The sequence below is a fragment of the Actinomycetospora sp. CA-053990 genome, from assembly GCF_050948445.1.
In the GTDB taxonomy this organism is placed as follows: Bacteria; Actinomycetota; Actinomycetes; order Mycobacteriales; family Pseudonocardiaceae; genus Actinomycetospora; species Actinomycetospora callitridis.
The window spans coordinates 4791017-4806693 of the sequence record NZ_CP192043.1; the positions used below are offsets into that span (position 1 = coordinate 4791017).

Annotated in this window: 12 protein-coding genes; 8 read left to right on the forward strand and 4 right to left on the reverse strand. The window is 73.0% G+C overall.

All coding sequences use genetic code 11. From position 1 onward, the window contains the following. The first annotated feature begins 19 nt into the window (after positions 1 to 19). Entirely contained in the window at positions 20 to 925 is a 906-nt protein-coding gene (locus ACQPYN_RS24535; RefSeq protein ID WP_433028792.1) for an MBL fold metallo-hydrolase, read from the forward strand. Between the two features lie 24 nt (positions 926 to 949). Here the strand turns inward: ACQPYN_RS24535 and ACQPYN_RS24540 are convergent, their stop codons facing one another. Together ACQPYN_RS24540 and ACQPYN_RS24545 are read right to left on the reverse strand one after the other, a co-directional pair. After that, positions 950 to 2623, reverse strand: coding sequence for an AMP-binding protein (locus tag ACQPYN_RS24540; protein WP_433028794.1), 1674 nt, complete (start codon positions 2621 to 2623; stop codon positions 950 to 952). A 65-nt stretch (positions 2624 to 2688) separates the two neighbouring features. Beyond that, positions 2689 to 3345 (reverse strand): TetR/AcrR family transcriptional regulator, encoded by a 657-nt coding sequence (locus ACQPYN_RS24545; RefSeq protein ID WP_433028796.1) that lies wholly within the window; start codon positions 3343 to 3345, stop codon positions 2689 to 2691. 118 nt (positions 3346 to 3463) lie between these two features. On the opposite strand from ACQPYN_RS24545, the gene ACQPYN_RS24550 reads away from it, so the two are divergent. From ACQPYN_RS24550 to ACQPYN_RS24580, 7 genes are read left to right on the forward strand one after another with little or no spacing between them, the layout of a single operon-like run. Next, positions 3464 to 4615: an acyl-CoA dehydrogenase family protein gene (locus ACQPYN_RS24550; protein WP_433028798.1), complete on the forward strand. Its 1152-nt coding sequence runs from the start codon at positions 3464 to 3466 to the stop codon at positions 4613 to 4615. 35 nt (positions 4616 to 4650) lie between these two features. Beyond that, positions 4651 to 6252: an acyl-CoA carboxylase subunit beta gene (locus tag ACQPYN_RS24555; protein ID WP_433028800.1), complete on the forward strand. Its 1602-nt coding sequence runs from the start codon at positions 4651 to 4653 to the stop codon at positions 6250 to 6252. Beyond that, the gene (locus ACQPYN_RS24560) at positions 6249 to 8261 is read left to right on the forward strand and encodes a biotin carboxylase N-terminal domain-containing protein (RefSeq protein ID WP_433028802.1); all 2013 of its coding nucleotides are present in this window, start codon (positions 6249 to 6251) and stop codon (positions 8259 to 8261) included. Before ACQPYN_RS24555 ends, ACQPYN_RS24560 begins: the two co-directional genes overlap by 4 nt. Next, positions 8258 to 9019, forward strand: a complete 762-nt coding sequence (locus tag ACQPYN_RS24565; protein ID WP_433028804.1) for an enoyl-CoA hydratase/isomerase family protein — start codon at positions 8258 to 8260, stop codon at positions 9017 to 9019. Before ACQPYN_RS24560 ends, ACQPYN_RS24565 begins: the two co-directional genes overlap by 4 nt. Position 9020: 1 nt before the next feature. Then, positions 9021 to 9821, forward strand: a complete 801-nt coding sequence (locus tag ACQPYN_RS24570; RefSeq protein ID WP_433028806.1) for a TIGR03084 family metal-binding protein — start codon at positions 9021 to 9023, stop codon at positions 9819 to 9821. Next, positions 9818 to 11587 (forward strand): acyclic terpene utilization AtuA family protein, encoded by a 1770-nt coding sequence (locus tag ACQPYN_RS24575; protein ID WP_433028808.1) that lies wholly within the window; start codon positions 9818 to 9820, stop codon positions 11585 to 11587. The genes ACQPYN_RS24570 and ACQPYN_RS24575 overlap by 4 nt, the downstream gene beginning before the upstream one ends. 2 nt (positions 11588 to 11589) lie before the next feature. After that, the gene (locus ACQPYN_RS24580) at positions 11590 to 13167 is read left to right on the forward strand and encodes a long-chain-fatty-acid--CoA ligase (protein ID WP_433028810.1); all 1578 of its coding nucleotides are present in this window, start codon (positions 11590 to 11592) and stop codon (positions 13165 to 13167) included. On the opposite strand, the gene ACQPYN_RS24585 is transcribed toward ACQPYN_RS24580, so the two are convergent. Then, the gene (locus ACQPYN_RS24585) at positions 13164 to 14189 is read right to left on the reverse strand and encodes a hypothetical protein (protein ID WP_433028812.1); all 1026 of its coding nucleotides are present in this window, start codon (positions 14187 to 14189) and stop codon (positions 13164 to 13166) included. The two genes, ACQPYN_RS24580 and ACQPYN_RS24585, sit on opposite strands and share 4 nt — an antisense overlap. After that, positions 14189 to 15667, reverse strand: coding sequence for a hypothetical protein (locus ACQPYN_RS24590; RefSeq protein ID WP_433028814.1), 1479 nt, complete (start codon positions 15665 to 15667; stop codon positions 14189 to 14191). The genes ACQPYN_RS24585 and ACQPYN_RS24590 overlap by 1 nt, the downstream gene beginning before the upstream one ends. Positions 15668 to 15677: the final 10 nt, after the last annotated feature.

Sequence of the window (15677 nt, forward strand, 5' to 3'; positions counted from 1 at the left end):
CGGGTGACAGGGTGAACGTGTGAGCACCGCGACGCTGGACTGGTACGGGTGCGCGACGTTCCGTCTGCGCACGCCCGAGGGTCTCACCGTGTTCCTCGACGCCTACCTCGACCGCGTCCCCGACGCCGAACGCAGCGGCGTCGAGGTCGACGACGTCACCGAGGCGGACTGGATCCTCGTGGGCCACAGTCACTTCGACCACCTGTGGGGCGCCGAGCGGATCGCGGTGCGCACCGGGGCCACCGTCGTCGGGTCCTACGAGTCGGTGCGCATCCTCGCGCGGCTGGGCGTGCCCGAGGAGCAGCTGCTCGCGGTGGCCGGGGGCGAGCGCCTGGCCCTGGACGCCACGACCGTCGTACGCGTGCTGCCGAGCTTGCACTCGTGCGTCTGGTCGTCACAGCCGATGCCGCCCGCCGACGAGGTCTGTCTCGGCGAGCTGGGGCTCACGCTGCAGGAGCGGACCGCGAAGATGCAGGCGCTGTGGGCCGGCCTCGGCGCGCTGGGCGACGACGTGCGCGCCCACCTCGCGGCCGCCGATCTCAGCGAGCGCGGCGACGGCGGCGCGCTGGTGTTCGTGCTCGACACGTCGGAGGGGTCGGTGCTGTTCCAGGACAGCATCGGGTGCTGGAGCGGCGTGCTCGGCGGGGAGTCGCCCGACGTCGCGATCCTCGCGGTCGCGGGCCGCGGCAACCGGGACGGCGAACCCGTCCAGGGCTCGACGGCCGACTTCGTCGCGGAGCAGGCGGCCGCGCTCGGCGCGCGCAGGGTGGTGCCGTGCCATCACGACGACTGGCTGCCCGGCTTCTCGCGGGCCATCGACACGGCACCGATCCGCGCGGCGGTGGAGCGGGCGTCGCCGGGAACGGCGCTCGTCGACCTCGGCTACGCCGACGGGCACCGGTTGTTCGAGTCGCCGCTCACGTGACCGTGCGCCGCAGCGCACCGGCGATCAGCGTCCGAAGTGCTCGGCGTACCGGGCCCGCAGCTTGTACTTGAGGACCTTCCCGCCGACCGTCTCGGGCAGCTCCTCGGTGAACACGACCGCCTTGGGCGTCTCGTAGCCGCCGAGGCGCGTGCGGCAGTGCGCGACGAGGTCGTCCTCGGTGACCTCCGCACCGGTGGCCGGCACGACCACCGCGGTGACGGCCTCGCCCCACCGCTCGTGGGGGAGGCCGACCACCGCGGCGCGCGCGACGCCGGGGTGCTCGTAGAGCACGGCCTCGACCCGCAGGCTGGAGACGTTCTCACCGCCCGTCTTGACGATGTCCTTGATCCGGTCGACGGCGATCCGCAGACCGTCCTCGTCGACCGCGGTGCTGTCGCCCGAGTGGAACCAGCCGCCCCGGAAGGCCTCGCGGGTGGCCTCCTCGTTCCGGTAGTACCCGGCCGTGATGATCGGGCTGCGGTAGACCGCCTCGCCCGCGACGCCCGGCTGGTCGCGGAGGGACTCCCCCAGCTCGTCGACCACGTCGGAGGCCAGCAGCGGGCTGGGGACGCCGACGTAGTTGGTCGCCGGAGCGGTGCGCTCGTAGGTGTCGGGCCACTTGCCCGGCCAGAAACGGTGGCAGGCGATGGCCTCGGTCTGGCCGAAGATGCCCAGCACCACGAGGTCCTCGCCGGCCTGGTCGAGCAGCGTCCGGTAGACCTTCGGGGCCAGCGCACCCCAGCCGTAGACCAGCACACCCAGGCTCGAGAGGTCGTGCCCCGAGCCCTCGGCGTCGGCGGCGACAGCGGCGACGAACTGCGGCGACCCGGCCCAGAGGGCGGTGACCCGCTCCTCGGTCACCGCGGCCACCACATCTGCCGGCACCGGGCGGCGCCCGAGCACCAGCGAGCCGCCGGACAGGAACGCCGAGAGCGTGAAGATCAGGTCGCCGACGTGGTAGATGATCGGCAGGAACGTCCCCACCCGCAGGTCACCCTCGAGGCGCACACCGCGGGTCAGCGACAGGGCGAAGTTCATCGCGGCCAGGTAGCTGGACCCGTGGGAGGTCATCACGCCCTTGGGCATGGCCGTCGTGCCCGACGTGAACAGCATCTCCCAGATGTCGTCACCGTGGATCTCCACGTCGGGCTCCTCGACCGGCTGATCGTCGACGAACGCGGTGAAGGACGGGCTACCGGCGACGGCGTCGCCGCCGATCGTGATGGTGGCGCCGACCGCGAGCCCGGCGGCCCCGAACGCGCCCTGCGCCCGGGGCCAGAGCTCGGCGTCCACGATCGCGAGCGACGGGGCGGCGTGGCCGATGAGGTACTCGAGGACGTCCGGCGCGAGGTTCGGGTTGAGCGGCATGGCGACCATGCCTGCCTTCGCGATGCCGATCTTCGTCAGGTAGGCCTCGATCGAGTTCTCGCAGAACAGCAGCACCCGGTCGCCGGGCTGCAGCCCACCCGCGTGCAGGGCGTGGGCGACCTGGTTGGCCACCTGATCGGCCTCGCGGTAGGTCACCGACCGGAAGCGCTCGTCGGCATAGGCGCCCGGCCGTCCGGTCAGCGCCGTCTTCTCGGGGTGGCTCCACGTCATGCGCTCGAAGACGTCGCCGACGGAGGTGCGCTCCCAGCGCGCCGTGGCCCGGCGCCCGCGCAGGGTGGTGACGTCGAACGTCGTGGTGTCCAGGTCCACACGGGCCTCCCTGCCGGTCGGATGTGACCTGGAGCATTCCGGGCGGCCCACGCCTCGCGCAAGACCTAAGTCATCGGCAATTCACTTACGGCGCCCGCACGACCCTCCGCGGCGCCGCCGATCCCGAGGCAGTCCAGGCCCATGCGGCCGAGGAGCTCGGTGAGCCGGCCCGCGGGCAGGCCGCTGTGGTGGAAGAGCACCGCCTGGGTGGTGCCGACGGCGGCGTGGACGGTGAGCCGCACCTCGGCGTCGGAGAGGTCGCGGCGCAGCGGCGCGAGGACGACGACCCACTCCTCGACGTAGTGCCGCTGCGCGCGACGGAGCCGGCGCAGGTCCTCCTCGGGCAGGTTGTGCGCCTCGCGGTAGTACACCTGCAGCAGGCGCCGCTGCTCGATGGCGATGCGCACATGGTTGGCCACCAGCCCCTCGACGGCCTCGCGATCGCCCGCGGAGCCGGTGACGATCGCCGCGGCGGTGCGCTCCATCTCGTCCATGACCGTGCTCAGCAGGGCGACGAGCAGCGCGGACTTGCTCGGGAAGTGCCGGTAGATGCCCGAGCCGACGATCCCCGCCGCGGCGCCGATGTCCGCCATCCCGACGGCGTGGTACCCGTGCCGGGCGACGAGGTCGGCGGCCGCGGTCAGGATGCGGTCCTTGCGGGCGGGGTCGCGGCGCCGCCGTGGACGCGCGCCGGCGTCGCCGCCGGGGACGATCTCGGTCACCGGGACTCCGCCCTCGTCCACTCGCGACACGTCGTCCACCTCTCCAGTCTTGCGCTCTGCTAGTGAACGATGATGCACTACAACGGCACACGGCGCACCGATGCGAGGGAGTCTCGGCGTGGACCTGCAGGAGACCGACGAGCACCGGGCCCTCCGGACGACCGTCCGCGAGATCACCGAGAAGTTCGGCCCCCGCTACTACGTCGAGCGCGCCGAGGCCGGCGAGCCCTGCACCGAGCTGTGGCGCGAGCTCGGCACCACCGGCTTCCTCGGGATCAACCTGCCCGAGGAGCACGGGGGCGGCGGCGCGGGCCTCCTGGAGCTCGCGATGGTCGTCGAGGAGACCGCCGCGGCGGGCTGCCCGATGCTGCTGATGCTCGTGTCGGCGGCCATCTCGGGCGAGGTCATCGGCACCTTCGGGACTCCCGAGCAGCAGCGGACGTGGCTGCCGCGCATGGCGTCGGGCGAGGCGAAGGTCGTCTTCGGCATCACCGAGCCCGAGGCGGGATCGAACAGTCACAAGATCACCACCACCGCTCGGCGGGTCGGCAGCGAGTACGTCATCTCCGGCACGAAGCACTACATCTCCGGGATCGACGAGGCCGACGCCGTCCTGCTCGTGACGCGTACCGGCACCGACGACCGGGGCAAGGCCCAGCTCTCACTGCTGCTGGTGCCCACCGACGCGCCGGGGCTCCTCAGGACGCCGCTGCCGGTGTCGGTGTCTCTCCCCGAGAAGCAGTTCGTCCTGCACTTCGACGACGTCCGGGTGCCCGTCGAGGCGGTGGTCGGCGAGGAGGGCGGCGGGATGCGGCAGGTCTTCCACGGCCTCAACCCCGAGCGCGTCACCGGCGCCGCGCTGTGCGTCGGCGTCGCCCGCCACGTGCTGACCCAGGCCGCGGACTACGCCAACACCCGGGCCGTGTGGGACCGCCCCATCGCCACGCACCAGGGCGTGTCGCACCCGCTGGCCAAGGCGAAGATCGAGACCGAGCTCGCGGCCCTGATGACCACGAAGGCGGCGTGGTTCCACGACCGCCGGCTGCCCGCGGGCGAGGCCTCCAACATGGCGAAGTACGCCGCGGCCGAGGCCGCGCACGCCGCCGCGGAGGCCGCCATCCAGACCCACGGCGGCAACGGCCTGGCCACCGAGTACGGGCTGCTCCCCTACTGGGGGCTCGCGCGGCTGCTGCAGATCGCGCCGGTGAGCCGGGAGATGGTCCTCAACTACGTCGCCCAGCACAGCCTCGGGCTCGCCCGGTCCTACTGACCCTGCTGACCCGGTCCTACTGGCAAGGAGCCTCGGTGACCACCGTCCTGACCTCCCAGCTGCGAACCTCCGACGAGACCTACCTCCGGAACCGCACGGCGCAGGAGCAGAACCTCGCCGAGCTCGAGGAGCAGATCGCCGCCGCGATCGCCGGCGGCGGCCCGCGCTACCAGCAGCGCCACCACGACCGCGGCCGGCTGCTCGCGCGGGAGCGCATCGAGCTGCTGCTCGACCGGGACGCGTCGTTCCTCGAGCTGTCCACCCTCGCGGCGTGGGGCAGCCAGTTCACCGTCGGCGCCAGCATCATCACCGGCATCGGGGTGGTGTCCGGGGTCGAGTGCATGCTCATCGCCCACGACCCCACCGTGCGCGGCGGCGCGATGAACCCCTTCTCGCTGAAGAAGACGCTGCGGGCCCTGGAGATCGCGCGGATCAACCGGCTGCCGGTGATCAACCTCGTCGAGTCCGGCGGCGCCGACCTGCCGAGCCAGTCCGAGCTGTTCGTCCAGGCCGGCAAGATCTTCCACGACCTCACCGAGCTGTCCTCGCTGGCGGTCCCCACGATCGCCCTCGTCTTCGGCAACTCCACCGCCGGCGGCGCCTACGTGCCCGGCATGTGCGACTACGCGGTCCTGGTCGATCGGCAGGCGAAGGTGTTCCTCGGCGGTCCCCCGCTGGTCAAGATGGCCACCGGTGAGGACGCCGACGACGAGGAGCTCGGCGGCGCGGCGATGCACGCCAAGGTCTCGGGCCTGGCCGACCACTTCGCCGCCGACGAGCGCGACGCCATCCGGATCGGCCGCCAGATCGTCTCCGAGCTGCGCTGGCGCAAGCTCGGACCCGGCCCCACGCTGCCGGCCGACGAGCCGGTCTTCGACCCCGACGAGCTCCTGGGCATCGCCCCGTCCGACATCAAGGTGCCGTTCGACCCCCGCGAGGTGCTGGCCCGCGTCGTCGACGGCTCCCGGTTCGGCGAGTACAAGCCGCTGTACGGCACCAGCCTGGTCACCGGCTGGGCCTCGGTGCACGGCTATCCCGTCGGGGTCCTCGCCAACGCGCGCGGTGTGCTGTTCAGCGAGGAGGCCAAGAAGGCCAGCGAGTTCATCCAGCTCGCCAACCAGACGGACACGCCCCTGCTGTTCCTGCAGAACACCACGGGCTACATGGTCGGCAAGCAGTACGAGCAGGGCGGGATCATCAAGGACGGCTCCAAGATGATCAACTCGGTGGCCAACAGCCAGGTCCCTCACATCACGGTCAACATGGCGGCCTCGTTCGGCGCGGGCAACTACGGCATGTCCGGGCGGGCCTACGACCCGCGGCTGATGTTCTCGTGGGCCGGCGCCAAGCTCGCGGTGATGGGCGCCGCGCAGCTCGCGGGGGTGCTGTCGATCGTGGCGAAACAGAGTGCCGCGTCGTCGGGCAGGGAGTTCGACGTCGAGGCCGACGAGCGCCAGCGCGCGGCGATCGAGGCCCAGATCGCCGAGGAGTCGCACGCCTTCTTCGTCACCGCCCGGCTCTACGACGACGGTCTGATCGACCCTCGCGACACCCGCACGGTCCTGGGCATCGCGCTGTCCGCCGCCCACTCCAACCACGTCGCCGGCCAGCGTGGCTACGGCGTCTACCGGATGTGACCACCGTGAACCTCATCCGGAAACTTCTCGTCGCCAACCGGGGCGAGATCGCCGAGCGCGTCATCCGCTCGGCGCGCGCCCTCGACGTCGCCACCGTCGCCGTGTTCTCCGACCCCGACGCCGCGGCACCCTTCGTCGCCCTGGCCGACGAGGCCGTGCACCTGCCGGGCGCCGCGCCGTCCGAGACCTACCTGCGCGCGGACCTGATCGTCGCCGCCGCCGAGGCCGCCGGCGCCGACGCGATCCACCCGGGCTACGGCTTCCTCTCCGAGAACGCGGACTTCGCCCGGCGGTGCGCGACCGCCGGGATCCGCTTCGTCGGCCCGCCGGTGGAGGCCATCGAGGCGATGGGCTCGAAGATCGCCGCCAAGGAGCTGATGACCACGGCAGGCGTCCCCGTGCTCCCGGGCGCCGTGGTCGACGACGACGCCCTCGCCGCGGACCCGGACGCCCTGCGGACCATGGCCGAGGGCATCGGCTACCCCGTCCTGGTCAAGGCGGCTTTCGGCGGCGGCGGGCGCGGGATGCGGATCGTGCAGGACGCCGACGAGGTCGCGGACGCCGTGGCCGGGGCGCGGCGTGAGGCGGCGTCGGCGTTCGGCGACGGGACGGTGTTCCTCGAGCGGTTCGTCGAGGACCCTCGCCACGTCGAGGTGCAGATCTTCGGCGATACGCACGGCACCGTCGTGCACCTCTTCGAGCGCGAGTGCTCGATCCAGCGCCGGTACCAGAAGATCGTCGAGGAGGCGCCGTCGCCGGCCGTCGACGAGGCGCTGCGCGACCAGCTCGGCAGCGCCGCGGTCGCCGCCGGCAAGGCGATCGGCTACACCGGCGCGGGCACCGTCGAGTTCGTCCTCGCGGGCACCGGCGAGTTCTTCTTCCTGGAGGTCAACACCCGCCTGCAGGTCGAGCACCCGGTGACCGAGGAGGTCACGGGTCTCGACCTCGTCGCCCTCCAGCTGCAGGTCGCCGAGGGCGAGCCCCTGCCCGCGGACGTCCTGGGCGCCACCCTGCGCGGGCACGCGATCGAGGCTCGTCTCTACGCCGAGGACCCGTCGCGCGACTACCACCCCGGCAGCGGGACGCTGCACCGCTTCGCGGTCCCCGACCTGCCCGGCGTGCGCGTCGACACCGGTGTGCGCAGTGGCTCGGTGGTCGGCACGCACTACGACCCCATGCTGGCCAAGGTCATCGCGCACGGGGCCACGCGCACCCAGGCCGCGCGCCGGCTCGCCCGCGCGCTGGCCGAGTCGCAGATCCACGGGATGGTCACCAACCGCGACCTGCTGGTCGGCATCCTGCGCGAGGCCGAGTTCCTCGCGGGACGCACCGACACCGGCTACCTCACCCGCCACGGCCCGGCGGAGTTGTCGGCCGGCTCCTCCGCCGCGACGGCGCGGCGGGTGCACGCCCTGGCGGCCGCCCTCGCCGACCAGGCCGGGCGCCGCGCCGACCCGCCCGTCCAGCGACCGGTCCCCAGCGGCTGGCGCAACGTCGTCAGTGCGCCGCAGGTCGCGAAGTTCCGGCTCGGCGAGGAGGAGGTCGTCGTCGCCTACCGGCGCGAGCGCGGCGGCTGGTGGGCCTCGGTGGACGGCGAGGCCGTGAACCCGCTGCGGGTGTACGACGCGACGGCCGAGGCGATCGACCTCGAGGTCGACGGCGTCCGGCGCACCGTCGCCCTGCACCGGGTCGGTGCGAGCGTGTACGCCGACAGCCCGTTGGGCGCGACCGAGCTCGTCGACGTCGAGCGCCTCCCCGTGCCCGGGACCGAGGCCGCGCCGGGGTCGCTCTTCGCGCCCATGCCGGGCACGGTCGTGCGCGTGCTCGCCGAGCCCGGCCAGGCGGTCACCGCCGGCACCACGGTCCTGGTCTTCGAGGCCATGAAGATGGAGCACCAGGTGAAGGCCCCGGTCGACGGGCACGTCGCCGAGCTCCTGGTGTCCCTCGGTGACACGGTCGAGACGGGCGAGGTGCTGGCAGTGATCACTTCCGAGGAGGAGGCCGCATGACCGGCGTGCGCTACGAGGTCATCCGTGGGGTCGCATGGCTGACCATCGACCGCCCGGACGCCCGCAACGCCCTGTCGAAGGACGTCCGCGACGGTCTGTTCGACGGAGTGCACCGGTTCAACGCGGACGCGGAGGCGAAGGTCCTCGTGCTCACGGGCGCCGGGGACAAGGCGTTCTGCGCGGGCGGCGACCTCAAGGAGATGTCGCAGAGCGCGCTGACGGTGCCTCCGCCGGACTTCCTCCCGCAGTTCGGGCGCAACGTGGACGTCGCGAAGCCCACCATCGCGGCCGTCAACGGCGTCGCCTTCGCGGGAGGGTTCCTGCTCGCCCAGCAGTGCGACCTGGTGGTGGCCGCCGAGCACGCACGGTTCGCGATCTCCGAGGTCAAGGTCGGGCGCGGTGCCCCGTGGGCGGCGCCGCTGTCGTGGCTGGTCCCGCCCCGGATCGCCATGGAGCTGCTGCTCACCGGCGACCCGCTCGACGCCGCGCGCGCCCACGACGTCGGGCTGGTGAACCACGTCGTCCCGGCCGCCGACCTGCACGAGCACACCCAGGCGCTCGGCGAGCGGATCGCCGGCAACGCGCCGCTCTCGGTGCTCGCCGGCAAGCGCACCGCGTACCTCTCGGCGACCCATCCCCGCGAGGAGGCCTACGCGCGGGCCGAGGAGATCTGGGAGCCGGTGTACCTCTCGGCCGACGCCCAGGAGGGTCCCGCCGCGTTCGCCGCCAAGCGCACGCCCGTCTGGCAGGGGCGCTGACATGGCCGTCTCCATGCCCGACCTGCTCGCCGACCTCGACGCCGAGACCGCCGTGGTGCTGGACCTGGTCGCCGACCTCGACGACGAGGGCATGGCCGCGCCGACCCCGGCCGCGGGCTGGACGGTCCGCGACCAGCTCACCCACCTCGCCCACTTCGACGAGACCGCCACCCTGAGCGCCGTGGACCCCGAGCGCTTCCGCCGCGAGGCGGCGGAGCTGCTGGGGCGTGGCGACGACTTCCCCGACCAGGTCGCCGCCGAGCACGCGCACCTGCCGGCGGCGGCCGTCCGCGAGTGGCTCACCCGGTCCCGCGCCGAGTACGTCGCCACGTTCTCGGAGCTCGACCCGTCGACCCGTCTGCCCTGGTACGGGCCGGACATGAGCGCCGCGTCGTCGGCCACGGCGCGGCTCATGGAGACGTGGGCGCACGGCCAGGACGTCGCCGACGCCCTCGGCGTGACGCGTACCCCCACCGACCGGCTGCGCCACGTCGCCCACCTCGGGGTCCGCACCGCCGGGTTCGCCTTCGTGCTGCGCGGGCGGCCCGCCCCCGACGCCCCGGTGCACGTCGAGCTCGTCGCCCCCTCCGGCGAGACGTGGACGTGGGGTCCCGGGGACGCCGCCGACCGCGTCACCGGGTCCGCCCTCGACTTCTGCCTGCTCGTCACCCAGCGCCGCCACCTGTCCGACACCGACCTGGTCGTCGAGGGCCCGGTCGCCACCGAGTGGACGTCGATCGCCCAGGCGTTCGCCGGCGCGCCGTCCGAGGGCCGCGCACCCGTCGATCGGAGCCCGGCATGACCCGCCCCGTCCTCATCGGCAACTGCTCGGGGTTCTACGGCGACCGCCTCGCCGCCGCCCGCGAGATGGTCGACGGCGGCTCGATCGACGTGCTGACCGGCGACTACCTCGCCGAGCTGACGATGCTCATCCTCTGGAAGGCGCGCCGGAAGGACCCGGCCGCGGGCTACGCGAAGACCTTCCTCGCCCAGCTCGAGGAGGTCCTGGGCACCTGCCTGGACCGCGGCATCAAGATCGTCAGCAACGCCGGCGGCCTCAACCCGCCCGGCCTCGCCGCCGAGATCACCGCGCTGGCCGAGCGCCTCGGGCTCCATCCCCGTGTCGCCCACGTCGACGGCGACGACCTCACCGGCCGCCTCGACGACCTGCAGGCCGCCGGCCACGACCTCGCCCACCTCGACACCGGGCGCAAGCTCGGGGAGAGCGCGGTCCGCCCGGTCACCGCCAACGCCTACCTCGGCGGGTTCGGCATCGCCGCCGCGCTCGACGCCGGCGCCGACGTCGTCGTCACTGGCCGCGTCACCGACGCCTCGCTCGCGGTGGGCCCCGCCGCCTGGTGGCACGGGTGGCAGCCGGGCGACCTCGACGCGATCGCCGGCGCGATGGCCGCCGGCCACGTCATCGAGTGCGGCCCCCAGGCCACCGGCGGCAACTACGCGTTCGCCGACGAGGTCACCGACCGCCGCTACCCCGGCTTCCCGATCGCCGAGGTCGCCGCCGACGGGTCGAGCGTGATCACCAAGCACCCCGGCACCGGCGGACTCGTGTCCGTCGGCACCGTCACCGCGCAGCTGCTCTACGAGATCGCCGACCCCGCCTACGCCGGCCCCGACGCCGTCGCGCACTTCGACACCCTGGCGCTCGAGCCCGACGGCGCGCACCGGGTCCGCATGTCGGGCACCCGCGGCACGGCGCCGCCGGAGACGCTCAAGGTCGCGCTCAACCACGAGGGCGGCTACCGCAACACGATGACCCTGGTGCTCACCGGCCTCGACATCGAGGCCAAGGCGGCGTGGGCCGAGCAGCAGCTCTTCGAGCTGCTCGGTGGCAAGGACCGCTTCGCCGAGACCGACGTGCGGCTGCTGCGCTTCGACCATCCCGACGCACCGACCAACGAGCAGGCCACCGCGCACCTGCGGATCACGGTCAAGGACCCGGACCGCACGAAGGTCGGCCGCGCGTTCTCCAACACCACCATGGAGCTCGCGCTCGGCGGCTATCCCGGTTTCCACACCACCACGCCGCCCTCGGCCGAGAGCGCCTACGGCGTCTACTGGCCCACGGTCGTCCCCGCCTCCGAGGTCGAGCACCGCGTCACACTGCCCGACGGGACGGTCACGGTGATCGCGCCGCCGCCCTCGGGCGGACCCGTGACGCCGTCCCGTCGCACCGAGGGGGCCCCGGCGCCCGACGGCCCCACCCGGCGGGCCCCGCTCGGCGCCGTCGCCGGCGCGCGCTCCGGGGACAAGGGCGGCAACGCCAACATCGGTGTCTGGACGCGCACCGACGAGGCCTACGCGTGGCTGCGCACGTTCCTCACGCCCGAGCGCGTGCGCGCGCTCCTGCCCGAGGCCCGCGACCTGCCCGTCCAGACCTTCGAGCTGCCGAACCTGCGCGCGGTGAACGTCGTCGTCACGGGGATCCTCGGCGACGGCGTGGCGTCCGCGACGCGCCCCGATCCGCAGGCCAAGGGCCTCGGCGAGTACCTGCGCTCCCGGGTCGTCGACGTGCCCGAGCATCTGCTGCCCACCGCCGACCAGGAGTGACGATGACAACCTTGCCCGCCGACGTCGCCGAGAACCTCGTGCACCGCGTCAACGTCGGCGACTCGCTCACGCGCACGGCGGCCCGCCATCCCGGGCGCACCGCGGTCGTGGACGGCGACCGCCGGTGGACCTACCGCGAGCTCAACACCTGGGTGAACCGCCTCGCCCACGGTCTCGCGGGCCGCGGGTACGAACGCGGGGACGCACTCGCCCTCGCGTCGGGCAACAGCGCCGAGTTCCTCGCGACCTACTACGCGTGCGCGAAGCTCGGCCTCGTCTGCGTCCCGATCAACCTCGGATGGCGCACCGACGAGGTCGTCTACGTGCTGCAGGACTCCGGCGCGCGGGGGCTGGTCGTGGAGTCCCAGCTGGTCGCGACGCTCGCGCCGGCCGTGCAGGAGTCGCCGGCCGTCACCGACGTGATCGTCGCGCCGGGTACGGGTGTCGAGCTGGCCGAGGGTCTTCTGCTCGACGAGGTGCTGGCAGACAGCAGCGCCGAGCCGGAGGTCGTCGTGGGCGACCGCGACCCGATCACCTACCTCTACACGAGCGGCACCACGTCGGCGCCCAAGGGCGTGATCGGCAACCACACCGCGATCTACCTCGAGTCGCTGACCATGGCCTTCGAGGCCCGGTTCGCCGAGGACGACCGCTTCGCGGCGATGCTGCCGATGTTCCACACCGCACAGCTCAACACCCACTGCACGCCGGCGATCATGGCCGGCGCCGCCATCCACGTACTGCGGGCGTTCGACCCCGCCGGCCTGCTCGCCCTCATCGAGAGCGAGCGCATCACGCAGATCTTCGGGCTGCCGATGATGTACCGCGCGATGCTGGACCACCCCGACGTCGCCACGCGGGACCTCTCCAGCCTGCGCCGGGCCTGCTACGCCATGGCACCCATGCCCGAGGCGCAGGTGCGCCGCGCCATCGAGACCCTCGGCTGCGATCTCTACCTGCTCTTCGGGCAGACCGAGATGAGTCCGACGGCGACGCTCTTCCGCCCCGAGCACCAGCTCACCCACCCCGGCGCCGTCGGCACCCCGGTCGTGAACGTCCAGCTCGCGATCATGGGGCCGGACGGCGAGCTGCTCCCGGACGGCGCGGAGGGCGAGATCGTCTACCGCGGCCCGCACACCATGACCGGCTATCTGCACAACCCCGAGGCCACCGAGCGGGTCTTCGCCCACGGCTGGTTCCACTCCGGCGACGTCGGGAAGGTCGACGACGACGGCGTCCTCTGGTTCACCGACCGCTCCAAGGACGTCATCAAGACCGGCGGCGAGAACGTGGCGTCGCTCGAGGTCGAGCGGGCGCTCTACGCCGACACGCGCGTCGGGGAGGTCGCCGTGCTCGGCCTGCCGCACGAGCGGTGGAGCGAGGCGATCACGGCCGTCGTCGTCCCGGCGGCGGGGCAGACGATCGATCCCGATGCCCTGGTCAGCGACCTCGGCGGCCGCCTCGACCGCTACAAGCTCCCGAAGTCGGTGATCGTGGTCGACGAGCTGCCGCGCACCTCCACCGGGAAGATCCAGAAGAACGTACTCCGCGAGCGGTTCTCCGACCACTACGGCCGCTAGAGCTCCGCCCGCACCAGCGCCGCCCCCTGTGCCATCGCCGCGAGCTTCGCGCGCGCCACGGGCCCGGTGAGGTGCCGGAGCCCGCAGTCGGGGTTGATCACGAGACGGTCGGCGGGCACGAGGTCGAGGGCCCGGCGGATGCGGGTGGCGACGAGGTCGGGCGTCTCGACCTCGGCGCTCTTGACGTCGATCACGCCCAGCCCGATCGCGCGGTCCCAGCCGAACTTCTCGATCACGGGCAGGTCGTCGTCGCCCTTGCGCGCGAACTCCAGGACGAGCTGGTCGACCCGGGCGTCGAGGACGGCCGGGAAGAGGAAGTCGTAGTGGCCCTCCCACAGCGGGCGGGCGTAGCGGTTGCCGTAACAGACGTGCAGCGCCCAGGTGGCGTCCACGCCCTCGGTGACGACGTTGACGGCCTCGACGGCCCCGCGCACCTGGTCGGGGTAGCCGGCCAGGAAGGGCTCGTCGATCTGCAGGAGCTCCGCGCCCTGCGCGGCGAGCGCGCGTGCTTCGGCGTTCAGCACCCGCGCGATCGCCAGCGCCAGCTCGTGGCGGTCGTCGTAGGCGAGGTTCCGGGCGCGGCGGGCCAGCGAGAACGGGCCGGTGAAGGAGAACTTCACCGGGGCCGCGGTCTGGGCACGGGTGAACGCGAGGTCGTCGGCGAGCCCGAGCGCAGGACCCGTGGGGTCGGTGTCGGGGAGCACGCGCGGGACCGTGACGTCGTAGTAGTCGGACGCGAAGTCCTTGACCGTCTCGGCCAGCTCGACCCCGGGCAGGCGGGCGAGGAGGTAGTCGATGTCGTTGTCCCGGCGCAGCTCGCCGTCGGAGACGATGTCGACGCCCGCGTTCTCCTGGTCGCGCAGTGCGGCCTTGATCGCGGTCTCGTGGAGGTCGTCGAGCTGGGCGCGGCTCATGCGCCCGCGGTAGTAGTCGCTGGTCAGCCGCTCCATCCACTCCGGCACCGGGTAGGAGCCGACGACGGTGGTCGGGAGCAGGGGAAGCCCGATCATCAGCTCAGCCATCAGTCCATCACCTGGGCCGACATCGTCACGATGTTGCCGCCGCTGCGGTGCGCGAACGGCGCGTACTGCACGTCGAAGCCCCGGCGGCGGGCGACGTGGGCGAGCAACCGGCCGTTGACCCAGTTGACCACCGAGCCGTCGTACTTCCCGGGCCCGCGGAAGTGCGTGCGGTAGGCCTGGGTCTCGGTGACGAACAGGTCGTGGCACACCAGCTTCCCGTAGGGGTGCAGCAGCGGGAGGGTGTCGACGAAGCTCGCGAGCGCGCCGTTGCTGACGTGCATCCGCAGGTCGGCGCCGGACTCCAGCAGCGGGCGCAGCATCTCGCCGCTGACGCCCGGCGCCAGCGCGTAGAGGTCGAGCCCGCCGAGCGGGACGTAGCGCTCCTCGAGGCGGATCTCCGCCCACACGCGGCGCCAGAAGTCGACGGCCGCGGCGAGGTCCGGGACGTGGGCGGGCGCGGCGTCGACGAGCAGCTCGGGTCCGAGGCGCAGCAGCTTGCGGACCAGGCCCGGGAGCTCGCACGGCTCGGCGTGCACCTGCGCGGCGATCTCCGCGGCGGGCGCGGCCGGCAGGTGCGCGCGGGTCTGCACGCAGTAGGTCCGGCCGCCGAGCTGGGCGACCTCGTCGGTGGGCAGGTTGTCGTAGACGTTGGAGATGTAGACGAGGAAGACCTTGACCGTCAGGAAGCCGAGCGAGGTCCGCGGCCGCGTGGCGTCGAGGACGAACGAGCTGACGTGGTCGCGGTGCTCGGCGACGGTCGCCCGCGCCAGGTCGAGGACGTGCTGGGAGTAGTCGCACATCAGGTAGTGCAGGCGTCGGTAGTAGCCGCGTCCGTGGGCCCGGTCGCGGGCGCGGAACTCGTCGAGGAACACCCTGGCCTGGCTGCCGTTGCCCACGCCGAGCTCGACGACGTAGAGCTGATCGGGCAACGCGCCGGAGGCCGCGAGCCCGTCCCAGACGACGAAGAGCTCGTCGATCAGGGCCCGGGCACCGTCGCGGTTGCGCGCGTCGCTCTCCCCGCCGGGCAGCGCTTGCTCGTAGCCCTGCCCCGTCGCCTCCTCCCAGAGGCGCAGGTGGGACCAGTAGAGCGCGTTGAAGTCCCAGATGCAGCTCGCGCTCCCCGGACCCCAGTCCTCGAGGTGCACGCGCGCTCCGGGGTCGGCGCTGAGCCGGGCCGCGGTCAGCTCCTTGAGCGCGACACCGCCGCTGCGCCGCAGGTCGACGGCCACCTCGAGGTCGTCGTCGCGCACGCTGATCGGCGTCGGGGTCGGGCCCGCACCCGTCCCGTCGCACGACAGGATCGGCCGCACGTCGACCACGTCGCGGAAGCTCTGCTTGTACTGCACCCAGTCGCAGACGACCCGGACCCGGTCCAGGTCCGCGTCGTCCTCGCCGAGCGCCTCGAGCACCGGGGTGACCGCGGTGGTGAGGTCCACCGGGGTCGCGCCGCGCAGGCGCGCGTGGGGTCGCAGGTCCACCAGCATGGCG

Coding starts and splice junctions, on each gene's coding strand:
- ACQPYN_RS24570 (WP_433028806.1), top strand. CDS start 9,021: ATGGCCGTCTCCATGCCCGACCTGCTCGCCGACCTCGACGCCGAGACC.
- ACQPYN_RS24575 (WP_433028808.1), top strand. CDS start 9,818: ATGACCCGCCCCGTCCTCATCGGCAACTGCTCGGGGTTCTACGGCGAC.
- ACQPYN_RS24585 (WP_433028812.1), bottom strand. CDS start 14,189: ATGGCTGAGCTGATGATCGGGCTTCCCCTGCTCCCGACCACCGTCGTC.
- ACQPYN_RS24565 (WP_433028804.1), top strand. CDS start 8,258: ATGACCGGCGTGCGCTACGAGGTCATCCGTGGGGTCGCATGGCTGACC.
- ACQPYN_RS24580 (WP_433028810.1), top strand. CDS start 11,590: ATGACAACCTTGCCCGCCGACGTCGCCGAGAACCTCGTGCACCGCGTC.